Here is a 16,680-nt window from a genome sequence, read left to right on the forward strand (position 1 = left end):
TTGACTGGATCGGACAGGTTTATCATAGGTCCGGCAGGCCGTGCGCCTGAAGACGGCGGGCGATCTGGTCCGATGGAACATTTTGGGGGCGATTTTCAGGATGAACGTCAAGCTGGACGCCCTGGACCGCAAGATCCTGGCCGAACTGACCCGCAATGCCCGCATCCCCATCGCGGAACTGGCGCGAAAGGTGGGCCTGTCCAAGACCCCCGTGGCCCTGCGCATCCGGCACCTGGAGGAGATCGGCCTGATTACCGGATACCGCGCGATCCTGTCGCCCCTGAAGCTGGGCCTGACCCATGTCACCTATGTCGAGGTCAGCATGAGCGACACGCGCGAAGCCGCGCTGCAACAGTTCAACGCCGCCGTCCGCACCATCCCGGAAATCGAGGAATGCTACATGATCGCGGGGGGCTTCGACTATCTGGTCAAGGTCCGGTCCCGCGACATGGCCGATTTCCGGCGCATCATGGCCGAAAAGATCTCGGGTCTGCCCCATATCAGCAACACCTCCAGCTATGTCTCGATGGAGGCGGTGGTGGAACAAACCTTCACCTTCGGCTGAACGCCTGTTCCCTTTCCGCCAGAAGCACTGTGGGCAGCGCCTGGGCAAAGGCGCGCAGCATGTCCGGGCAGGTCAGGGCTTCCGGGAAGATCGCGTGGCTTTGTGCCGGCAATCGCCAACCGGCTTACCTGGGCGTGACGAAGGAAGCACAGGATTTGACGGTCTGCACTGTCAGGCCTCCGACCGTGATGCGCTTCGCGAAGAACCCAAAGGCTAAGGGGATCGTTGGGTGTCGGAGAAGCGGGCAGACCGGCAATCAGCCCGCCATCACGGCTGGTTGCCGTGCCATCCGGGGGCTGGCACCGCCAAGCCCGGCATGGTGGTGACCGATCTGTCAGGGAATAATGGCGGAGAGGGTGGGATTCGAACCCACGGAACCCGTGAAGGCTCAACGGTTTTCGAGACCGCCGCATTCGACCACTCTGCCACCTCTCCGCGGCGTGGTGAGGCGGGGATTTAGAGGGGTGGGGGTTGAAGCGCAAGTGGTTTTGTCGAAAAAAACACCTGTGTCACGAAAGGATGCCGGATGCTGCGGTTCTTGTGCCTTTGTCTTCTGGTTGCGGTAGGGCAACCGGCCCATGCGCAGCCGCGCCAGCCTGCGCCCCACCACCAACAGGCCGCCCATGTGCTGTGGGACGTGATGCAGCTTGACCGGCTTGCCCCCGTCCTGCGCGACGAGGCCGTGGCCGAAGCTGCGGACATGGCCGCGACGATGTTTCCGCGCGGCGGCACCGGACGCTGGCTGCGGCAGGTTGCGGCGATCCATGCGCCGCCGCGTGTCCAAGCCCTGTTCGCGCGCGGCGCGTCGGAATCGCTGTCCACGACGGATCCGGCCGATCTGCAAGCGGGCCTGGCCTTCTATCGCACCCGTCTTGGACAGCGGCTTCTGGCGCTGGAAACGACCGCGCGGGTGGCGATGCTGGACAAGGATGTGGAGGCTGCCGCCGAGGCGGCCTGGGTGCAGGCGCAGCAGCGGTCGGCCCCACGCGCCCTCCGCATTGACCGGCTGATCGAGGCGGCGGACCTGGTCGATCCGAACGTGGCGGGCGGGTTGAACGCCTCCATCGCCTTTGCGAGGGGGTTCCAGGCAGGCAGCGGTTCCCCGATGCCGCTGGCCGAGGGCGAGATCATCCAGAACGCCTGGGCCGGGGAACCGGAACTGCGCGCCGACACCGAACGCTGGATCGGTGCCTATCTGTTTCTGGCCTATGCCTCGCTGGGGGACAGGGAACTGGAGGCCTATATCGCCTTTGCCGAATCCAGCGGGGGCCGGGCGCTGTCGCGGGTGATGTTCGCAGGCTTCGACCAGGTCTTCACCCAGACCGCCCATGACATGGGCCTGGCCGCCGCGGCCGAGATGCGCGGGCGGCAATTGTGAACGGTTCGGTCCTGTTGACGGGTATTCTGGCGCTGCCCCAGATGATGGATGTCTTCGGCCTGACGGGAAGGCCCGAAACGTTGCCGGGCACCTTGGTCGGCGGTGCGCGGGCCGGGATCGACCGGAACGGCTGGCCCAGGCTGGCGGCGGGGCAGGGGACCGCCGCCGTCATGCGCGTCGTACCGAATGCGGCGCTGAACCGCTATGCCGCGGTGATGGGGCTGGTGCCATGGGACGGCATCCTGGGGCTGGGGTCCGGCACGGCCGAAGGAGAGCCGCAGGTGCTGCTGGCCGCTGCCATCGCGCGCCATGTCCTGGCCGCGCCCGCCGACCGGCCCGTGGCAGACATTGCCGGACGCCTGCCGATGATCGGGGTAATCGCGGCATCGGAACTGCGCGGTGCGGCCAGCCCTCCGTCCGGCGGGTCGCTGGTCGATCTGCGGGCGCCCGATGCCGTGAAGGCCGTGGCTTGGGACGAGCCCCATGCGGGCTTCTTCTCGCTGCAAATCTGCCAGTTGCGTCACGACACCCATGCGGGCGGCATGACGCCCCTCCTGCGGCGAGAGGTGCTTGTTTCTGGCGACGCGGTGGTCGTGCTGCCCTGGGATCCGGTGCGCGACCGTGTGCTGCTGATCGAACAGTTCCGCGTCGCCCCCTGGTTGCGCCACGATCCCCAGCCTTGGCTGCTGGAGGCGGTCGCGGGCCGCGTCGATGCCGGCGAAACGGTCGAGGAGGCCGCCCGCCGCGAGGCGCGCGAGGAGGCGAACCTGACCGTCGCGCGGCTGTTCCCCGCGATGCACCATTATCCCAGCCCCGGCGCGCTTGGCGAATACCTGTATCTGTTCGTGGGCATCGCCGACCTGGCGGATGGCATCGAGGGCATCCACGGCCTGGAAAGCGAAGCCGAAGATATCCGGGGCCATCTGACGTCCAGGGCGGAACTGACCCGGATGGCCTTGTCGGGACAACTGGCAAGCGGGCCACTGGCCATGATCGCGCTGTGGCTGGAACTGCGCCATCGGGCGATTCGCACGGAATTGGGACTCGGTTGATCCGGGCTGCGGGGTTGTGCCTCTGACGGACCCGTGTGTAGGTAACGCGGAACTGGACCCCGACGGATAGGTTGCTTGACCATGCGAATTTGCCCTGACCTGGCCGACATGATCGGCAACACGCCCTTGATCCGCCTGCGCCAGGCCAGCGAGGCGACGGGCTGCGAGATCCTGGGCAAGGCCGAGTTCATGAACCCCGGCCAGTCGGTCAAGGATCGCGCAGCGCTTTACATCATCAAGGATGCGGTGGCGCGCGGCGTCCTGCGGCCCGGCGGCACCATCGTGGAAGGCACGGCGGGCAACACCGGCATCGGGCTGGCGCTTGTCGGCGCCTCGATGGGCTTCAGATCCGTGATCGTGATCCCCGAAACCCAGAGCCAGGAGAAAAAGGACATGCTGCGCCTGGCAGGGGCAAGCCTGGTCGAGGTTCCGGCGGCCCCCTACAAGAACCCCAACAACTATGTCCGCTATTCCGGCCGCCTGGCCGAGGCCCTGGCCCGGACCGAACCCAATGGCGCGATCTGGGCCAACCAGTTCGACAACACCGCCAACCGCCAGGCCCATGTCGAAACCACCGGCCCCGAGATCTGGGACCAGACCGGCGGCAAGGTGGACGGCTTCATCTGCGCGGTCGGTTCGGGCGGCACGCTGGCGGGCGTGGCCCAGGCATTGCAGCCCAAGGGCGTGAAGATCGGCCTGGCCGACCCCGAGGGCGCGGCGCTGCATTCCTTCTATACCACGGGCGAATTCGACGCGCCCGGAAGTTCCATCACCGAAGGCATCGGGCAGGGGCGCATCACCGCCAACCTGGAAGGCTTCACCCCCGACTTCAGTTATCGCATCCCGGATGCCGAGGCGCTGCCGGTGGTCTTCGACCTGCTGGAACACGAAGGGCTGTGCCTGGGCGGGTCGTCCGGCGTCAATGTCGCAGGCGCGATCCGCATGGCGCGCGACATGGGGCCGGGCCACAGGATCGTCACGATCCTGTGCGACTATGGCAACCGCTACCAGACCAAGCTGTTCAACCCGGACTTCCTGCGCGCCAAGAGCCTGCCCGTGCCCGGCTGGCTGACGCGCGAAGCGCCCGACATTCCCGAAGTTTACGAAGGCTGACCCCCATGATCCGCGCGTTCCTGGCTGTCGTCCTGACGGTCCTGACCATCCATGTGTCGCCTGCCTGGGCGCAAGAGCCGGCGGTTCCCAATTACCAGACCTGGGAACGCGTCGCGACCCAAAGCGAGCAACTGGTGGGCGAGGCCGACACCCCGGCCGCCCAGTTGAACGACATCCGGACCCGCGTCGTCGATTGGCGCCGGCAGTTCGAGGCGGCGCAGGGCATCAATGCCGACCGGATCGCCACGCTCGAAAGCCAGATCGCTTCCCTGGGTCCCGCGCCGGCCGAAGGCGCCACCGAGCCCGAGGACATCGCCAACCGGCGGTCGGAATTGCAGGCGCAGCTTTCAGAATTGCAGGCCCCTCGGCGTGCCGCCGTCGAGGCCTTCAGCCGCGCGGATTCCATCGTCCGCCGCATTGACCAGGCGTTGACCGAACGCCAGGTCAGCGAACTGGCGCGCTTGTCCACGTCGCCACTGCTGCCGGGCAACTGGCTGCTGGCGGCATCGGAAACGACGCGGCTGGTCAACGGGATCTGGGAAAACACCGGCCAGAGGATCGCCGAGCGGGCGACCTGGACGGAACTCCGCCCCCGCTTGCCGCAGGTGGCGGGTTACCTGATCGCGGCGCTGTTGCTGCTGACGCTGGGCCGGCATTGGGTGGGAACGCTCCCCTCGCGCGTGTCGGCGCGGGCGATGGATTATTCGCGCGCCGTGCTGGCCTTCGTGGTGTCGCTGGGGCAGATCGTGCTGCCGATGATCGGGATCTATCTGCTGATCAGCGCCCTGACGGCGACGGGGATCTTTGGCCCCTGGACCCGGCCCTTCCTGGACGCGCTGCCTGTCGCGGCGGTGATCCTGTTCGGCGCCGCCTGGCTGGCGCGGCAACTGTTCCCCACCAAGGCGGTCGCTTACGACACGCTGAACGTGCCGCCGCAAAAACGCCAGAACGCCCGCTGGCTGGTGAATGCCTTGGCGCTTGCCCTGGCGGTCCACCATGTCGCCTCGGTCGCCTTCCTGCCGCTGTCGGGCCTGGCCGAGCGCAATGCCAGGCTGCAGCGCGTCCCGCTGGATTTCGCCGAAGGCGCGGCGGTCGTCTGGCATTTCGTGCTGATCGTGATCGCCGGGGCCTTGCTGTTCAAGCTGGGCGTCATCCTGCGCCGCCTGAAACCCTGGGCGGACCAGACCGGCACCAGCTATCGCCACCGCGTCCTGTCCCTTGCGGGCACGCTGAGCCGGCCCTTGGCCATCGTGGCGGTGATTGCGGCCGCCATCGGCTATGTCAATATCGGCAACCTGCTGATCTGGCCCTGGATCCAGACCCTTGCCATGCTGGGCCTGCTGATCCTGTTGCAGGATTTCGTCGCCGACTTGTTCAACATGCTGAAACGCGGGCAGGAAGGCGCGCGCGACGGGCTGGCGCCTTTGCTGATCGGCTTTGCCCTGGTGCTGCTGTCGATCCCCGTCTTCCTGCTGATCTGGGGGGCCTCGGGCAACGAGCTTGCCGAATACTGGGTCCGCTTCCGCCAGGGCGTCACGCTTGGCGGCGTGCGCTTGTCGCCCGGCGCGGTCCTGATGTTCCTCTTGGTCTTCGCGCTCGGCTATTCCATCACCCGTGCGGTGCAGGGGGCGATGCGCACCTCGGTCCTGCCGAAGACCAAGCTGGACGCCGGCGGGCAGAACGCGGTCGTGTCCGGCATGGGCTATGTCGGCATCATCCTGGCGGCGATGCTGGCCATCACCTCGGCCGGGATCGACCTGTCGTCCTTTGCCATCGTTGCCGGTGCGTTGTCGGTCGGCATCGGTTTCGGCTTGCAGAACATCGTGTCGAACTTCGTGTCCGGCATCATCCTGCTGATCGAACGTCCGGTCAGCGTGGGCGACTGGGTCAGCGCGGGCGGACAGCAGGGCATCGTCAAGCGGATCTCGGTCCGCGCGACATCGGTCGAGACCTTCGACAAGCAGCAGGTCATCATCCCGAACAGCGACCTCATCAGCCAGCCGGTGACCAACTGGACGCGGCAAAGCAAGACGGGCCGGATCATCATCCCCATCGGCGTCAGCTATGGCAGCGACACGCGCCAGGTCCACCGCATCCTGACCGAGATCATCGAGGATCAGCCTCTTGTGACCATCGACCCGCCGCCCTCGGTCCTGTTCCGGGGCATCACCGTCGATTCGCTGAACTTCGAGATCCGCGCGGTGATTTCCGACATCGGATCGGGCATGTCCGTCACGTCCGAGGTGTATCACCAGATCGTGGAACGCTTTGTCCACGAAGGCATCGGGATGCCCTTCACCACCCGCGACATCTGGCGCGACACGGACGACCTGCCCGATGCGGACAAGGAAGACGACAAGGCCGACCTGCCGCTGGGGGCGCAGGCGCAAAAGCAGCCGCAGGGCGCAAGCTAGGGATCGGTGGCGGGCCTGGCCGTGTCGATATCGGCCAGGCCTTCGCGCGACAGCAGGATCGCGACGGGGCGCAGCCAGGGGATGTGCCAGCAGACGATCATCACGGCCACCATGATCGGCACCGCCAGGAAGGCCCCGGCGATGCCCCAGATCGCGCCCCAGAAGGCCAGCGACAGGATGATCCCAAAGCTGGACAGCTGCAGCGTCTGGCCGGTCAGCATCGGGTCCAGGATGTTGCCCAGCACGAAATGGACCAGCAGGCAGGCAAAACCCACGGCGATGGTGGCGGTGGAATCGCCGGTCAGCACGAAGGCCAAGGCGACCGTGATCCCCCAGGCGATGACCGAGCCGATATTGGGGATGAAGTTCAGCACGAAGGTCAGCAGCGCCATCGCCATCGCCAGTTCAAGCCCGGCGACCACATAGATCAGCCAGACACCGGCCGCGGTCAGCGCGCTGACGAAGGTCTTGACCACCAGATAGCGGTTCACCCGACGCATGATCGAGGCCATGATCAGCCGCACGCGCAGCGCCTGGTCCGGGTCGCCCGTCAGCCGTTCGACCTTGATCGGCAGCCAGGCCCGTTCTGCGAACATGAAGCCCACGAACAGGATCACCAGCAGGCTGCCCGACAGCAGCCCCGAAGCCTGTCCGGCCAGCGACCGCAGCCAGCCGGTGATGTTGAACTCAGTCAGTGCTGCCAGCAGGCGGGTCTGCGCCTCGGGGCCGAACCGCTCGATCAGCGCGGTCAGGGCGATCTGCACGGATTCGGTATAGGCGATGGCGCGGCCGACGACCTCGTTGATCTGGGACATGATCGTGGTGGACAGCCAGATCAGCCCCAGGGTGATGCCGATCAGCGCCAGCGTCGTCGCCAGCCAGTTCGGCACCTTCAGCCGCGACGAAATCGCCTGGATCGCGTCCGAGGTCAACGAGAACAGGATGATCGCGATGGCCAGGCAGATCAGCACGAATCGGGCCTGGAACAGCAAAAACAGGATCAGCGAAAAGGCGATGATGCCCAGGAACCCCGTCTGGAGCCTTTGGCGCAGCACTTCTTCGCTGGATGGGGTCAATCTGTTCCTCGTCGTGGGAAAGGCCCGGCAGGTGCCGGGCCTTGGTTCATGCTTCGACCGATTCCTCGTCGCCCTGCTCCGCAATGCGGGCGACCGACACCACTTCCTCGCCCGCTGCGGTATTGAAGACCCTGACGCCGCCCGCGCTGCGCGAGCGGAAGCTGATCCCGTCGACAGGCACCCGGATGGACTGTCCGGTGGATGTCGCCAGCATGATCTGATCGTCCATCTCCACCGGGAAGCTTGCCACCAGGGCGCCGCCACGCATGGCCTTGTCCATCGCCATCACCCCCTGGCCGCCGCGACCGCGCACCGGGTAATCGTGGCTGGAACTGATCTTGCCCGCACCGTTGGCCGTAATCGTCAGGATCAGATCCTCGGCCGCCGACATTTCGGCATAGCGTTCCTGCGTGATCGCGGCCTCGGCTACGGCTTCCTCGTCCTCGTCGGCCTCGGCCCCGTCGTCAAGCGCGCCTTCGACCGCGCGGCGCATCTTCAGATAGGCGGCCCGTTCGGCGGGATCGGCCTCGAAGTGCCGGATGACCGACATGCTGACCACGCGGTCCCCCTTGGCGAGCCGGATGCCCCGCACGCCGGTCGAATCGCGGCCCTTGAAGACGCGCACATCCACCGTCGGGAAGCGGATTGCCCGGCCAGATGCTGTGACCAGCATCACGTCGTCGCCTTCGGTCGCCATGCGTACGCCCACCAGTTCCACCCCGTCTGGCAGCTTCATGGCGATCTTGCCATTCGTCCGCACGCTGGTGAAATCCGACAGCGCGTTGCGCCGCACGTCGCCGTCAGAGGTCGCGAAGACCGCCTGATAGTTCGCCCATTCCGTTTCGGGCGCATCCACCGGCATCAGCGCGGCGATGGACACACCCGGTTCGATCGGCAGGATGTTGACGATGGCCTTGCCCTTGGCGGTCCGCCCGCCCAGCGGCAGGCGCCACGTCTTCATGCGATACACCATGCCATCGGTGGTGAAGAACAGCAGTTCGGTATGCGTATTGGCGACGAACAGGGTGGTGACCACGTCGTCTTCCTTGGTCGCCATGCTGGACAGGCCTTTTCCGCCCCGGCGCTGCGATCGGAACTCGGCCAGGGCCGTGCGCTTGATATACCCGCCCGAAGTGATGGTGACGACCATGTCCTCGCGCTCGATCAGGTCCTCGTCCTCCATGTCGCCGGACCAGTCGGTGATCTCGGTCCGGCGGGGGACGGCGAACAGGCCGCGGATTTCGCGCAGCTCGTCGCTGATGATGCCCATGATCCGTTCGCGCGATCCCAGGATCGCCAGATAGTCGCGAATCGAATCGGCCAGTTGCTGCAATTCGCTGGTGACCTCCTGCACGCCCAACTGGGTCAGGCGCTGCAGACGCAGGTCCAGGATGGCGCGGGCCTGGGTTTCCGACAGATTGTAAGTCCCGTCGTCGTTGACCGGATGCAGCGGATCGTCGATCAGGCGCAGGAATTCCAGGATCTCATGCGCGGGCCAGCGGCGTTCCATCAGCCGTTCGCGCGCCTCGGCCGCGTCGGCAGAGGACCGGATCGTCGCCACGACCTCGTCCACGTTGCTGACCGCCACGGCCAGGCCGCACAGCACATGGCTGCGTTCGCGGGCCTTGCGCAGTTCATAGGCGGTGCGGCGGGCCACCACTTCCTCGCGGAAGGTGATGAAATAGGTCAGGAAGTCGCGCAGCGTCAGCTGTTCGGGCCGCCCGCCGTTCAGCGCCAGCATGTTGCAGCCGAAGCTGGTCTGCAGGGCCGTGAAACGGAACAACTGGTTCAGCACCACATCGGGCGTGGCGTCGCGTTTCAGCTCAACCACGACGCGGACACCCTGCCGGTCGGATTCGTCCTGGACCGAGGCGATGCCTTCGACGCGCTTTTCCTTGGCCAGTTCGGCGATGCGTTCGATCAGGCTGGACTTGTTGACCTGATAGGGCACCTCGTCCACGACGATGGCCCAGCGGTCCTTGCGCAGTTCCTCGATATGCGTTTTCGCGCGGATGATGACGCTGCCCCGGCCTTCCAGGTATGCCTTGCGCGCACCGGACCGGCCCAGGATCAGCGCCCCGGTCGGGAAGTCCGGGCCGGGGATGATTTCAAGCAGGCGTTCGGTCGGCAGGTCGGGGTTCTCGATCAGTTCCAGCGTGGCATCGACCACCTCGCCCAGGTTGTGGGGCGGGATGTTGGTCGCCATGCCAACGGCGATGCCGCCCGCGCCGTTGACCAGCATGTTCGGGAAGCGCGCGGGCAGGACGGTGGGTTCGCGGTCCTTGCCGTCATAATTGTCCTGGAAATCGACCGTGTCCTTGTCGATGTCCATCAGCAGGAAGTTGGCGGGCTTGTCCATCCGCACCTCGGTGTATCGCATGGCGGCGGGGGGATCGCCGTCCATGGACCCGAAGTTGCCCTGGCCGTCCAGCAGCGGCAGCGACATGGAGAAATCCTGCGCCATCCGCACAAGCGCGTCATAGATCGCGGCGTCGCCATGGGGATGGTACTTACCCATCACGTCGCCCACGGGTCGCGCGGACTTGCGATAGGCCTTGTCATGGGTGTTGCCGGACTCGTCCATCGCATACAGGATGCGGCGGTGAACGGGCTTCAAGCCGTCGCGCAGGTCGGGGATCGCGCGGCTGACAATGACCGACATGGCATAGTCCAGATACGAGGTCCGCATCTCGGCGCTGATGTCGATCACCGGGCCGTCATGGGGCATCACCTGGCGGGTCGCAGCGGCGGTATCGTCACCCGCCTCGGGGGTCTCGGGCAGGTCGTCTTCGGGGGTGTCGGCCACGGGATTTCCTCAACATCTTGTTGGGTTATATATAGGCAACCTCCCCCTTGGGGGCAATGTTTGGCGGCACCCCGGACACGGTTTAAGACCGCCTTACGCCCGTTTCGCCGCCATTCCCCAGACGACCGCCAGCCCGGCCGAAAAGACCGCGTTCCAGGCGGCCATCGACAGGCCCAGGAACCGCCACGCCACCTCGTCGCAGCGGACCACGGGGGCCGATTGCAACCGTTCCATCAAATCCTGCGCGGACATGGTGGCAAGATTGCCGATCGTGCCCGAACAATGCGTCGGACCCTGCCACAGCTTCCATTCGACCCCGGTGTGATAGATCGCAAGCCCCATCGCGGCCCCCGCCGCGATCATGCCCAGGATCGCAAGTCCGCGCACCCGGCCGGTCCACCACACCAGCACCGCCACGATGATCGCCACGACATGCGGCCAGCGTTGCAGGATGCACAATTCGCAAGGCGCGTAACCCGCGGCCTGGAAACCCAGCGCGGCGATCAGAAGGCCCGCCGAACCGGCCCCTGCCAGCAGGGAAAGTTGTCGTCCGTCCATGATGCCCTCGTCCTTGATTTGGCTTGTGGATCGTCCCGCGGGACGGCGGCGTCAAGCGCCTTGCGATCTTGTCGCGGCGCTGTGATCGCCGGGCCAGTGGATGCCGCGATGGGAACCGGCGGCATGGCCCTCGTGTTTTGGGGTGGAAGGCCACTTTGGCCAAGGGAGATGGCGGCAATGCAATGGCGTGGACGGCGCGGCAGCAGCAATATCGATGACCGGCGCGGCATGGGCGCCGCCGGGGCAGGGGGCGTCGGCGTCGTGGGGATGCTGGCGATCCTGGCCGTGGGCTATTTCTTCGGCATCGACATCACGCCGGTCGTGCAGGGACTTGACCAGGGCCAGCCGCAGGAAAACCGTCCGCTGACCCAGGAAGAACAGGAATGGGGCGAATTCGTGTCGGTCACGCTGGCCGATACCGAGGAAGTCTGGGCCCAGGTCCTGCCGCAGCAGGCTGGCATCGACTATGCCGAACCCCGGCTGGTGCTGTTCAGCGGCGTCGTGCAGTCGGCCTGCGGGGGTGCGTCCTCGGCGATGGGCCCGTTCTATTGTCCGAACGACCAGCGGGTCTATCTGGACACCGACTTCTTCGACATGATGGCCAGCCGCATGGGGGCAGGGGGCGATTTCGCCTATGCCTATGTCATCGCGCATGAGGTCGGCCACCATGTCCAGAACCTGACCGGCGTGCTGGGTGAAACGCAGCGCCTGCGCAGCCAGGTGGGTGATCGGCAGGCCAACCAGATCTCGGTCCTGACCGAACTTCAGGCCGATTGCTATGCGGGTATCTGGGCGCGGCAGGCGCAGCAGCGCTTCGGCACGCTGGAGGAAGGGGATCTTGAAGAAGCCATGGGCGCGGCCGAGGCCGTGGGCGACGACGTGATCCAGTCGAATGCCGGGCGCACGCCGATGCCCGACAGCTTCACCCACGGCAGCGCGGCGCAGCGCCAGGAATGGCTGATGCGCGGCTTCAATTCGGGCGACATGGCCCAGTGCGACACGTTCCAGGCGGCGGGGCTGTAAGCCCCCGCAACGAAAGGAAAGGCAATGCTGACGCTTATCACCCTCATGACGCTGGGCCTTGCGGCACTGACAGTCCGTCGTCCCCAGCCGCAGCCGGTCCGTGCCCGTCGTTAACGCGGAATTCGCGGGGCGCGGCCTTCTTCCAGGCGCGCCCAGTCCGGCCACAGTTCCAGCCATTCCAGGACGGCGATCGACAGACCTGCCGCGACGACCAGCAACACCAGCTTGACCATGCGGGCGCTTGGCGGATTGCGCGCCCATTTCGACGCGCGCAGCAGCCAGATCAGGTTGTTCAAGGCAATGGCCTCCTGCTAGACCGGGCGACAGGATCAGAAACCAGATCGCCTGACAAGACAGAACCCTGCGAGACGCCATTGCCCCATCATCAGGATTCCCGCGACCTTCCCTATACCGCCCAGCAGATGTTCGACCTGGTGGCCGACATCGAAAGCTATCCGCAGTTCCTGCCGTGGAACAGCGCCGCACGCATCCGGTCCCGCGAAACCCGTCCCGACGGATCCGAGGAAGTCGCCGCCGATCTGGTCATTAGCTTCAAGGTCTTCCGCGAACGCTTCGGCAGCCGGGTGGTGCTGTGGCCCAAGGCCGATCCGCTGCGGATCGACACCGAATACCTGGATGGCCCGTTCAAGTACATGCGCAGCGGATGGACCTTCATCGACCGCCCCGAAGGCGGCTGCCATGTCGAGTTCTTCGTCGATTTCGAATTCAGGAACGCGATCCTGCAAAAGCTGATCGGCGTGGTGTTCCACGAGGCGATGGTCCGGATCGTCCGCGCCTTCGAAAGCCGCGCCAAGGTGCTTTACGGTGCGAAGGTGGGGTGAAGCCCACCCGGCAACAACAAGCCGCGACGGGCGGGGTTTCACCCGCCCACCTTCATCTCAGGGCCGCCTTCAATGCTTCAGCCCGGTCGGTCCGTTCCCAGCTGAAGGCGGTTCCCCGGTTCAACTGATACGGCTGGCGCCCGAAATGCCCATAGCTGGCCGTCGGGCGATAGATCGGGTGCAGCAGGTCCAGATCGCGGATGATCGCGAAGGGGCGCAGGTCGAAGACCTCTCGCACAGCGGCCACGATCTTGTCGTGCGGGACGGTCTCGGTCCCGAAGGTGTTCAACGAAATCGACGTGGGCTGCGCCTCGCCGATGGCATAGCTGACCTGGATCTCGCAGCGGCTGGCAAGCCCGGCTGCCACGATGTTCTTGGCGACCCAGCGGCCGGCGTAGGCCGCCGACCGGTCCACCTTGGAGGGATCCTTGCCCGAAAACGCCCCGCCGCCATGGCGCGCCATGCCGCCATAGCTGTCCACGATGATCTTGCGGCCCGTCAGCCCGCAGTCGCCCACCGGCCCGCCGATCACGAACTTGCCCGTCGGGTTGATGAAATACTTGGTGTGGTCCGACAGCCATTCGGCGGGCAGGACGGGCTTGATGATCTCCTCGATCACCGCCTCGCGCAGGTCCGACAGGGTGATTTCCGGGTTGTGCTGCGTGGACAGCACCACGGCGTCGATCGCCTCGGGGCGGCCGTCTTCGCCGTAACGCAGCGTCACCTGCGACTTGGCGTCGGGGCGCAGCCATTTCAGCGTGCCGTCGCGGCGGACCTTGGCCTGCCGTTCCACCAGCCGGTGGGCATAGGTGATCGGCGCGGGCATCAGCACGTCGGTTTCGTCCGAGGCATAGCCGAACATCAGCCCCTGGTCGCCCGCGCCCTGGTCTTCCAGGTTGTCGCGATCGACGCCCTGGTTGATCTCGGGCGACTGCTTGCCGATGATGTTGATGACCGAACAGGTCGCGCCGTCAAAGCCCACATCCGACGAGGTATAGCCGATGTCGTTGATGACGCCCCGGACGATGCCTTCCAGGTCAACCCAGGCATTGGTCGAAATCTCGCCCGAGATGATGGCGACGCCGGTTTTCACCATGGTTTCGCATGCGACGCGGGCGCGCGGATCCTCGGCCAGGATGGCGTCGAGGATCGCGTCGGAAATCTGGTCGGCAATCTTGTCGGGATGGCCCTCGGAAACGGATTCCGAGGTGAACAGGCTGTATTCTGTCATGAACTCAATACCGGTAATGATCTGACTTGAAGGGACCTTCGGGCGTCACGCCGATATAGTCGGCCTGTTCGCGCGACAGTTCTGTCAGCTTCGCGCCCACCTTGTCCAGATGCAGCCGCGCGACCTTTTCGTCCAAGGCCTTGGGCAGGATATAGACGCCGGGCGCGTATTCGTCGCCCTTGGTCCACAGCTCGATCTGGGCCAGGACCTGGTTGGTGAAGCTGGCCGACATCACGAAGGACGGATGGCCCGTGGCATTGCCCAGGTTCAGCAGACGGCCCTGGGACAGCAGGATGATGCGGTTGCCCGAAGGCATCTCGATCATGTCCACCTGGTCCTTGATGTTGGTCCATTTGTGGTTGCGAAGCGCGGCGACCTGAATTTCGTTGTCGAAATGGCCGATATTGCCGACGATGGCCATGTCCTTCATCTCGCGCATATGCTCGATGCGGATGACGTCCTTGTTGCCGGTGGTGGTGACGAAGATGTCGGCCGTGGCGGCCACGTCTTCCAGCAGCACGACCTCGAACCCATCCATCGCGGCTTGCAGGGCGCAGATCGGGTCCACTTCCGTGACCTTCACGCGCGCGCCCGCGCCGCGCAGGGACGCGGCCGAGCCCTTGCCCACGTCGCCATAGCCGCAGACGACCGCGACCTTGCCCGCCATCATCGTGTCGGTGGCGCGGCGGATGCCGTCCACAAGGCTTTCCTTGCAGCCGTACTTGTTGTCGAATTTCGACTTGGTGACGCTGTCGTTCACGTTGATGGCCGGGAAGGGCAGCAGGCCCTTCTTGTGCAGGTCGTACAGGCGGTGGACGCCGGTGGTCGTTTCCTCGCTGACGCCCTTGATGGCGTCGCGCTGGCGGGCGAACCAACCGGGCGTTTCGGCGATCCGGCGGCGGATCTGAGCGAACAGGGCCTCTTCCTCCTCGCTGGTCGGCACGTCGATCAGGCCGGTTTCGCCCGCCTCGACCCGCGCGCCCAGCAGGACATACATGGTGGCATCCCCGCCATCGTCCAGGATCATGTTGCAGGTGCCTTCCGGAAACTGGAAGATCTTGTCGGTATAGGCCCAGTATTCGGCCAGCGTCTCGCCCTTGATGGCGAAGACGGGGACGCCCGATGCCGCGATGGCCGCCGCCGCGTGGTCCTGGGTCGAATAGATGTTGCACGACGCCCAGCGGACATCGGCGCCAAGTGCCACAAGCGTTTCGATCAGCACGGCGGTCTGGATGGTCATGTGCAGGCTGCCCGCGATGCGCGCGCCTGCCAGGGGTTTGGCCGCCCCGTATTCCGCCCGCAACGCCATCAGGCCGGGCATTTCCGTTTCGGCGATGTCCAGTTCCTTGCGGCCGAAATCGGCCAGCGAGATATCCCTGATGATGTGGTCTGTCACGGCGGTTCGTCTTTCATCTGCTGCGGTCGTGGATGGGATAGCCCAAGGCCGCCGCGACCGAAAGGGAAAATGGCTGCCGTGCCCGACGCTGTCCAGGCCACCGGGATGTGGCTGCGGCGGAACCCCAGATCCGCCGCAGCCCGGAAGACGGCGGTGCGCCACGCGTCTTCCTTTCCTGCGACAAGCACGCTGCGGGCGACGGCAGCCACCCTTCGAAGCAGCAAGCTGTCAGATAAATCTGAAAATATGATTAAGCCGGGGTCGGCCCCTGGGGCAGGTTGACCGCGATGTTAAATGGCATCACTGAAACAGCCGGCAGCCCCGGGGTCCTTACCCCCTGCTGCGGCGCTTGCGCCTGGTCGTGGCACGGGCGATCCTGGTCACGAAATCCGCCATTGCCTGTTCTGCCGCCTCCAGCGGGGTGCGGGCGTTCCGGGGCGTTTCCAGGCGCCCTTCGACGATCATCTGGGCCAGGCCTACGGCGAAGGCGCGCGACGACAGGACCAGCATCGGAATATCCTCGTCGGCGCGCAGGTGGCCTGCATTGCGCGCGCGTTCCAGCATCCGCGTCATCAGGTCGATCACGGAATCCAGGTAACGGCGCAGGTCAGGTTCGCGCGCAGCATCAAGCCCGGGATGGCTGGAAATCAGCCGGAACTGGACCCGATGATCCACAGCCCAGCGGATATAGGCCTTGCCCAAGGCAAGAAACTGGGCCACCGCGTCGTCGGGATTGACCTTCACGACCGCCTTCGTGCAGGAATCCATCAACCGGACCAAGGCCTGTTCGGCCACCGCGATCAGCAGGCTGCGATCATCGGGAAAGATGCGGCGGAGATCATCGACGGGAATTCCGATGCGCCTGGCGACACCGGGAAGATCGGGGTCGCGGCTGTCGGGATCCGCGATGATCTCCAGCGTGGCCACCACCGCCTGTCCGTGCAGACCCAAGCCCTTCATGATGTCGTTGTGCTTGCTCACGCGGCTGTCCTGGTCAACAAGGTTCATGGCGGGGCAAACGTGCAGGCGTGGCGCCGGACGCCCCTCCCATAACTTGAACCGATCCCTTCCTTGCTGGTTCCCTGCCAGTGTCGCCGACAAGCGAAGATGTGGCCGATCCATCGGATGCACGGCACTGTCGCAGACACCACAAGACCGTATCACCAGACATCAGGGACATGCGCCGACGATCCCGACACGGGTTCCATCGACGCAGCCTAACATGC

The 16,680-nt window shown here is 65.5% G+C and carries 14 protein-coding genes and 1 tRNA gene; 7 read left to right on the top strand and 8 right to left on the bottom strand.

The window, feature by feature from the left end:
• Positions 1 to 100 precede the first annotated feature (100 nt).
• On the top strand, positions 101 to 565 hold the full coding sequence (locus IEX25_RS03645; RefSeq protein WP_188714316.1) for an Lrp/AsnC family transcriptional regulator: 465 nt from the start codon (positions 101 to 103) through the stop codon (positions 563 to 565).
• A 345-nt stretch (positions 566 to 910) separates the two neighbouring features.
• On the opposite strand, the gene IEX25_RS03650 is transcribed toward IEX25_RS03645, so the two are convergent.
• Positions 911 to 1,000 (bottom strand) — tRNA-Ser (locus IEX25_RS03650).
• A gap of 91 nt (positions 1,001 to 1,091) precedes the next feature.
• Between IEX25_RS03650 and IEX25_RS03655 the strand changes: the two genes are divergently transcribed.
• The 4 genes from IEX25_RS03655 (at position 1,092) to IEX25_RS03670 (ending at position 6,522) form a co-directional block, all read left to right on the top strand.
• Positions 1,092 to 1,943, top strand: a complete 852-nt coding sequence (locus tag IEX25_RS03655) for a DUF2059 domain-containing protein (protein ID WP_188714075.1) — start codon at positions 1,092 to 1,094, stop codon at positions 1,941 to 1,943.
• 14 nt (positions 1,944 to 1,957) lie between these two features.
• The gene (locus IEX25_RS03660) at positions 1,958 to 2,995 is read left to right on the top strand and encodes an NUDIX domain-containing protein (protein WP_188714076.1); all 1,038 of its coding nucleotides are present in this window, start codon (positions 1,958 to 1,960) and stop codon (positions 2,993 to 2,995) included.
• Positions 2,996 to 3,076: 81 nt separating this feature from the next.
• Positions 3,077 to 4,108 (top strand): cysteine synthase A, encoded by a 1,032-nt coding sequence (locus tag IEX25_RS03665; RefSeq protein ID WP_188714317.1) that lies wholly within the window; start codon positions 3,077 to 3,079, stop codon positions 4,106 to 4,108.
• A gap of 5 nt (positions 4,109 to 4,113) precedes the next feature.
• On the top strand, positions 4,114 to 6,522 hold the full coding sequence (locus tag IEX25_RS03670) for a DUF3772 domain-containing protein (RefSeq protein WP_188714077.1): 2,409 nt from the start codon (positions 4,114 to 4,116) through the stop codon (positions 6,520 to 6,522).
• Here the strand turns inward: IEX25_RS03670 and IEX25_RS03675 are convergent.
• The 3 genes from IEX25_RS03675 to IEX25_RS03685 all read right to left on the bottom strand — a co-directional run bounded on the left by IEX25_RS03675 (position 6,519) and on the right by IEX25_RS03685 (position 10,962).
• Positions 6,519 to 7,598, bottom strand: coding sequence for an AI-2E family transporter (locus tag IEX25_RS03675; protein WP_229665025.1), 1,080 nt, complete (start codon positions 7,596 to 7,598; stop codon positions 6,519 to 6,521). The two genes, IEX25_RS03670 and IEX25_RS03675, sit on opposite strands and share 4 nt — an antisense overlap.
• A gap of 46 nt (positions 7,599 to 7,644) precedes the next feature.
• The gene (gene gyrA, locus IEX25_RS03680; RefSeq protein WP_188714319.1) at positions 7,645 to 10,326 is read right to left on the bottom strand and encodes a DNA gyrase subunit A; all 2,682 of its coding nucleotides are present in this window, start codon (positions 10,324 to 10,326) and stop codon (positions 7,645 to 7,647) included.
• Positions 10,327 to 10,497: 171 nt separating this feature from the next.
• Positions 10,498 to 10,962: a disulfide bond formation protein B gene (locus IEX25_RS03685; protein ID WP_188714078.1), complete on the bottom strand. Its 465-nt coding sequence runs from the start codon at positions 10,960 to 10,962 to the stop codon at positions 10,498 to 10,500.
• A gap of 177 nt (positions 10,963 to 11,139) precedes the next feature.
• Between IEX25_RS03685 and ypfJ the strand changes: the two genes are divergently transcribed.
• Positions 11,140 to 11,985, top strand: a complete 846-nt coding sequence (gene ypfJ, locus IEX25_RS03690; RefSeq protein WP_188714079.1) for a KPN_02809 family neutral zinc metallopeptidase — start codon at positions 11,140 to 11,142, stop codon at positions 11,983 to 11,985.
• A gap of 110 nt (positions 11,986 to 12,095) precedes the next feature.
• On the opposite strand, the gene IEX25_RS03695 is transcribed toward ypfJ, so the two are convergent.
• Positions 12,096 to 12,281 carry a hypothetical protein gene (locus tag IEX25_RS03695; protein WP_188714080.1) on the bottom strand — a complete coding sequence of 62 codons (186 nt, stop codon included), beginning with the start codon at positions 12,279 to 12,281 and terminating at the stop codon, positions 12,096 to 12,098.
• A 78-nt stretch (positions 12,282 to 12,359) separates the two neighbouring features.
• On the opposite strand from IEX25_RS03695, the gene IEX25_RS03700 reads away from it, so the two are divergent.
• Positions 12,360 to 12,827, top strand: coding sequence for a type II toxin-antitoxin system RatA family toxin (locus tag IEX25_RS03700; RefSeq protein ID WP_103172726.1), 468 nt, complete (start codon positions 12,360 to 12,362; stop codon positions 12,825 to 12,827).
• A gap of 52 nt (positions 12,828 to 12,879) precedes the next feature.
• Here the strand turns inward: IEX25_RS03700 and metK are convergent, their stop codons facing one another.
• The 3 genes from metK to IEX25_RS03715 form a co-directional block, all read right to left on the bottom strand.
• Complete coding sequence (metK, locus tag IEX25_RS03705) at positions 12,880 to 14,058, bottom strand: methionine adenosyltransferase (RefSeq protein WP_188714081.1); 1,179 nt, start codon at positions 14,056 to 14,058, stop codon at positions 12,880 to 12,882.
• Positions 14,059 to 14,062: 4 nt separating this feature from the next.
• Positions 14,063 to 15,454 (bottom strand): adenosylhomocysteinase, encoded by a 1,392-nt coding sequence (gene ahcY, locus IEX25_RS03710; protein ID WP_188714082.1) that lies wholly within the window; start codon positions 15,452 to 15,454, stop codon positions 14,063 to 14,065.
• A 330-nt stretch (positions 15,455 to 15,784) separates the two neighbouring features.
• The gene (locus tag IEX25_RS03715; RefSeq protein ID WP_188714083.1) at positions 15,785 to 16,462 is read right to left on the bottom strand and encodes a TetR-like C-terminal domain-containing protein; all 678 of its coding nucleotides are present in this window, start codon (positions 16,460 to 16,462) and stop codon (positions 15,785 to 15,787) included.
• Between the last annotated feature and the right edge of the window lie 218 nt (positions 16,463 to 16,680).

Source organism: Paracoccus acridae (genome assembly GCF_014642735.1).
Classification (GTDB): domain Bacteria; phylum Pseudomonadota; class Alphaproteobacteria; order Rhodobacterales; family Rhodobacteraceae; genus Paracoccus; species Paracoccus acridae.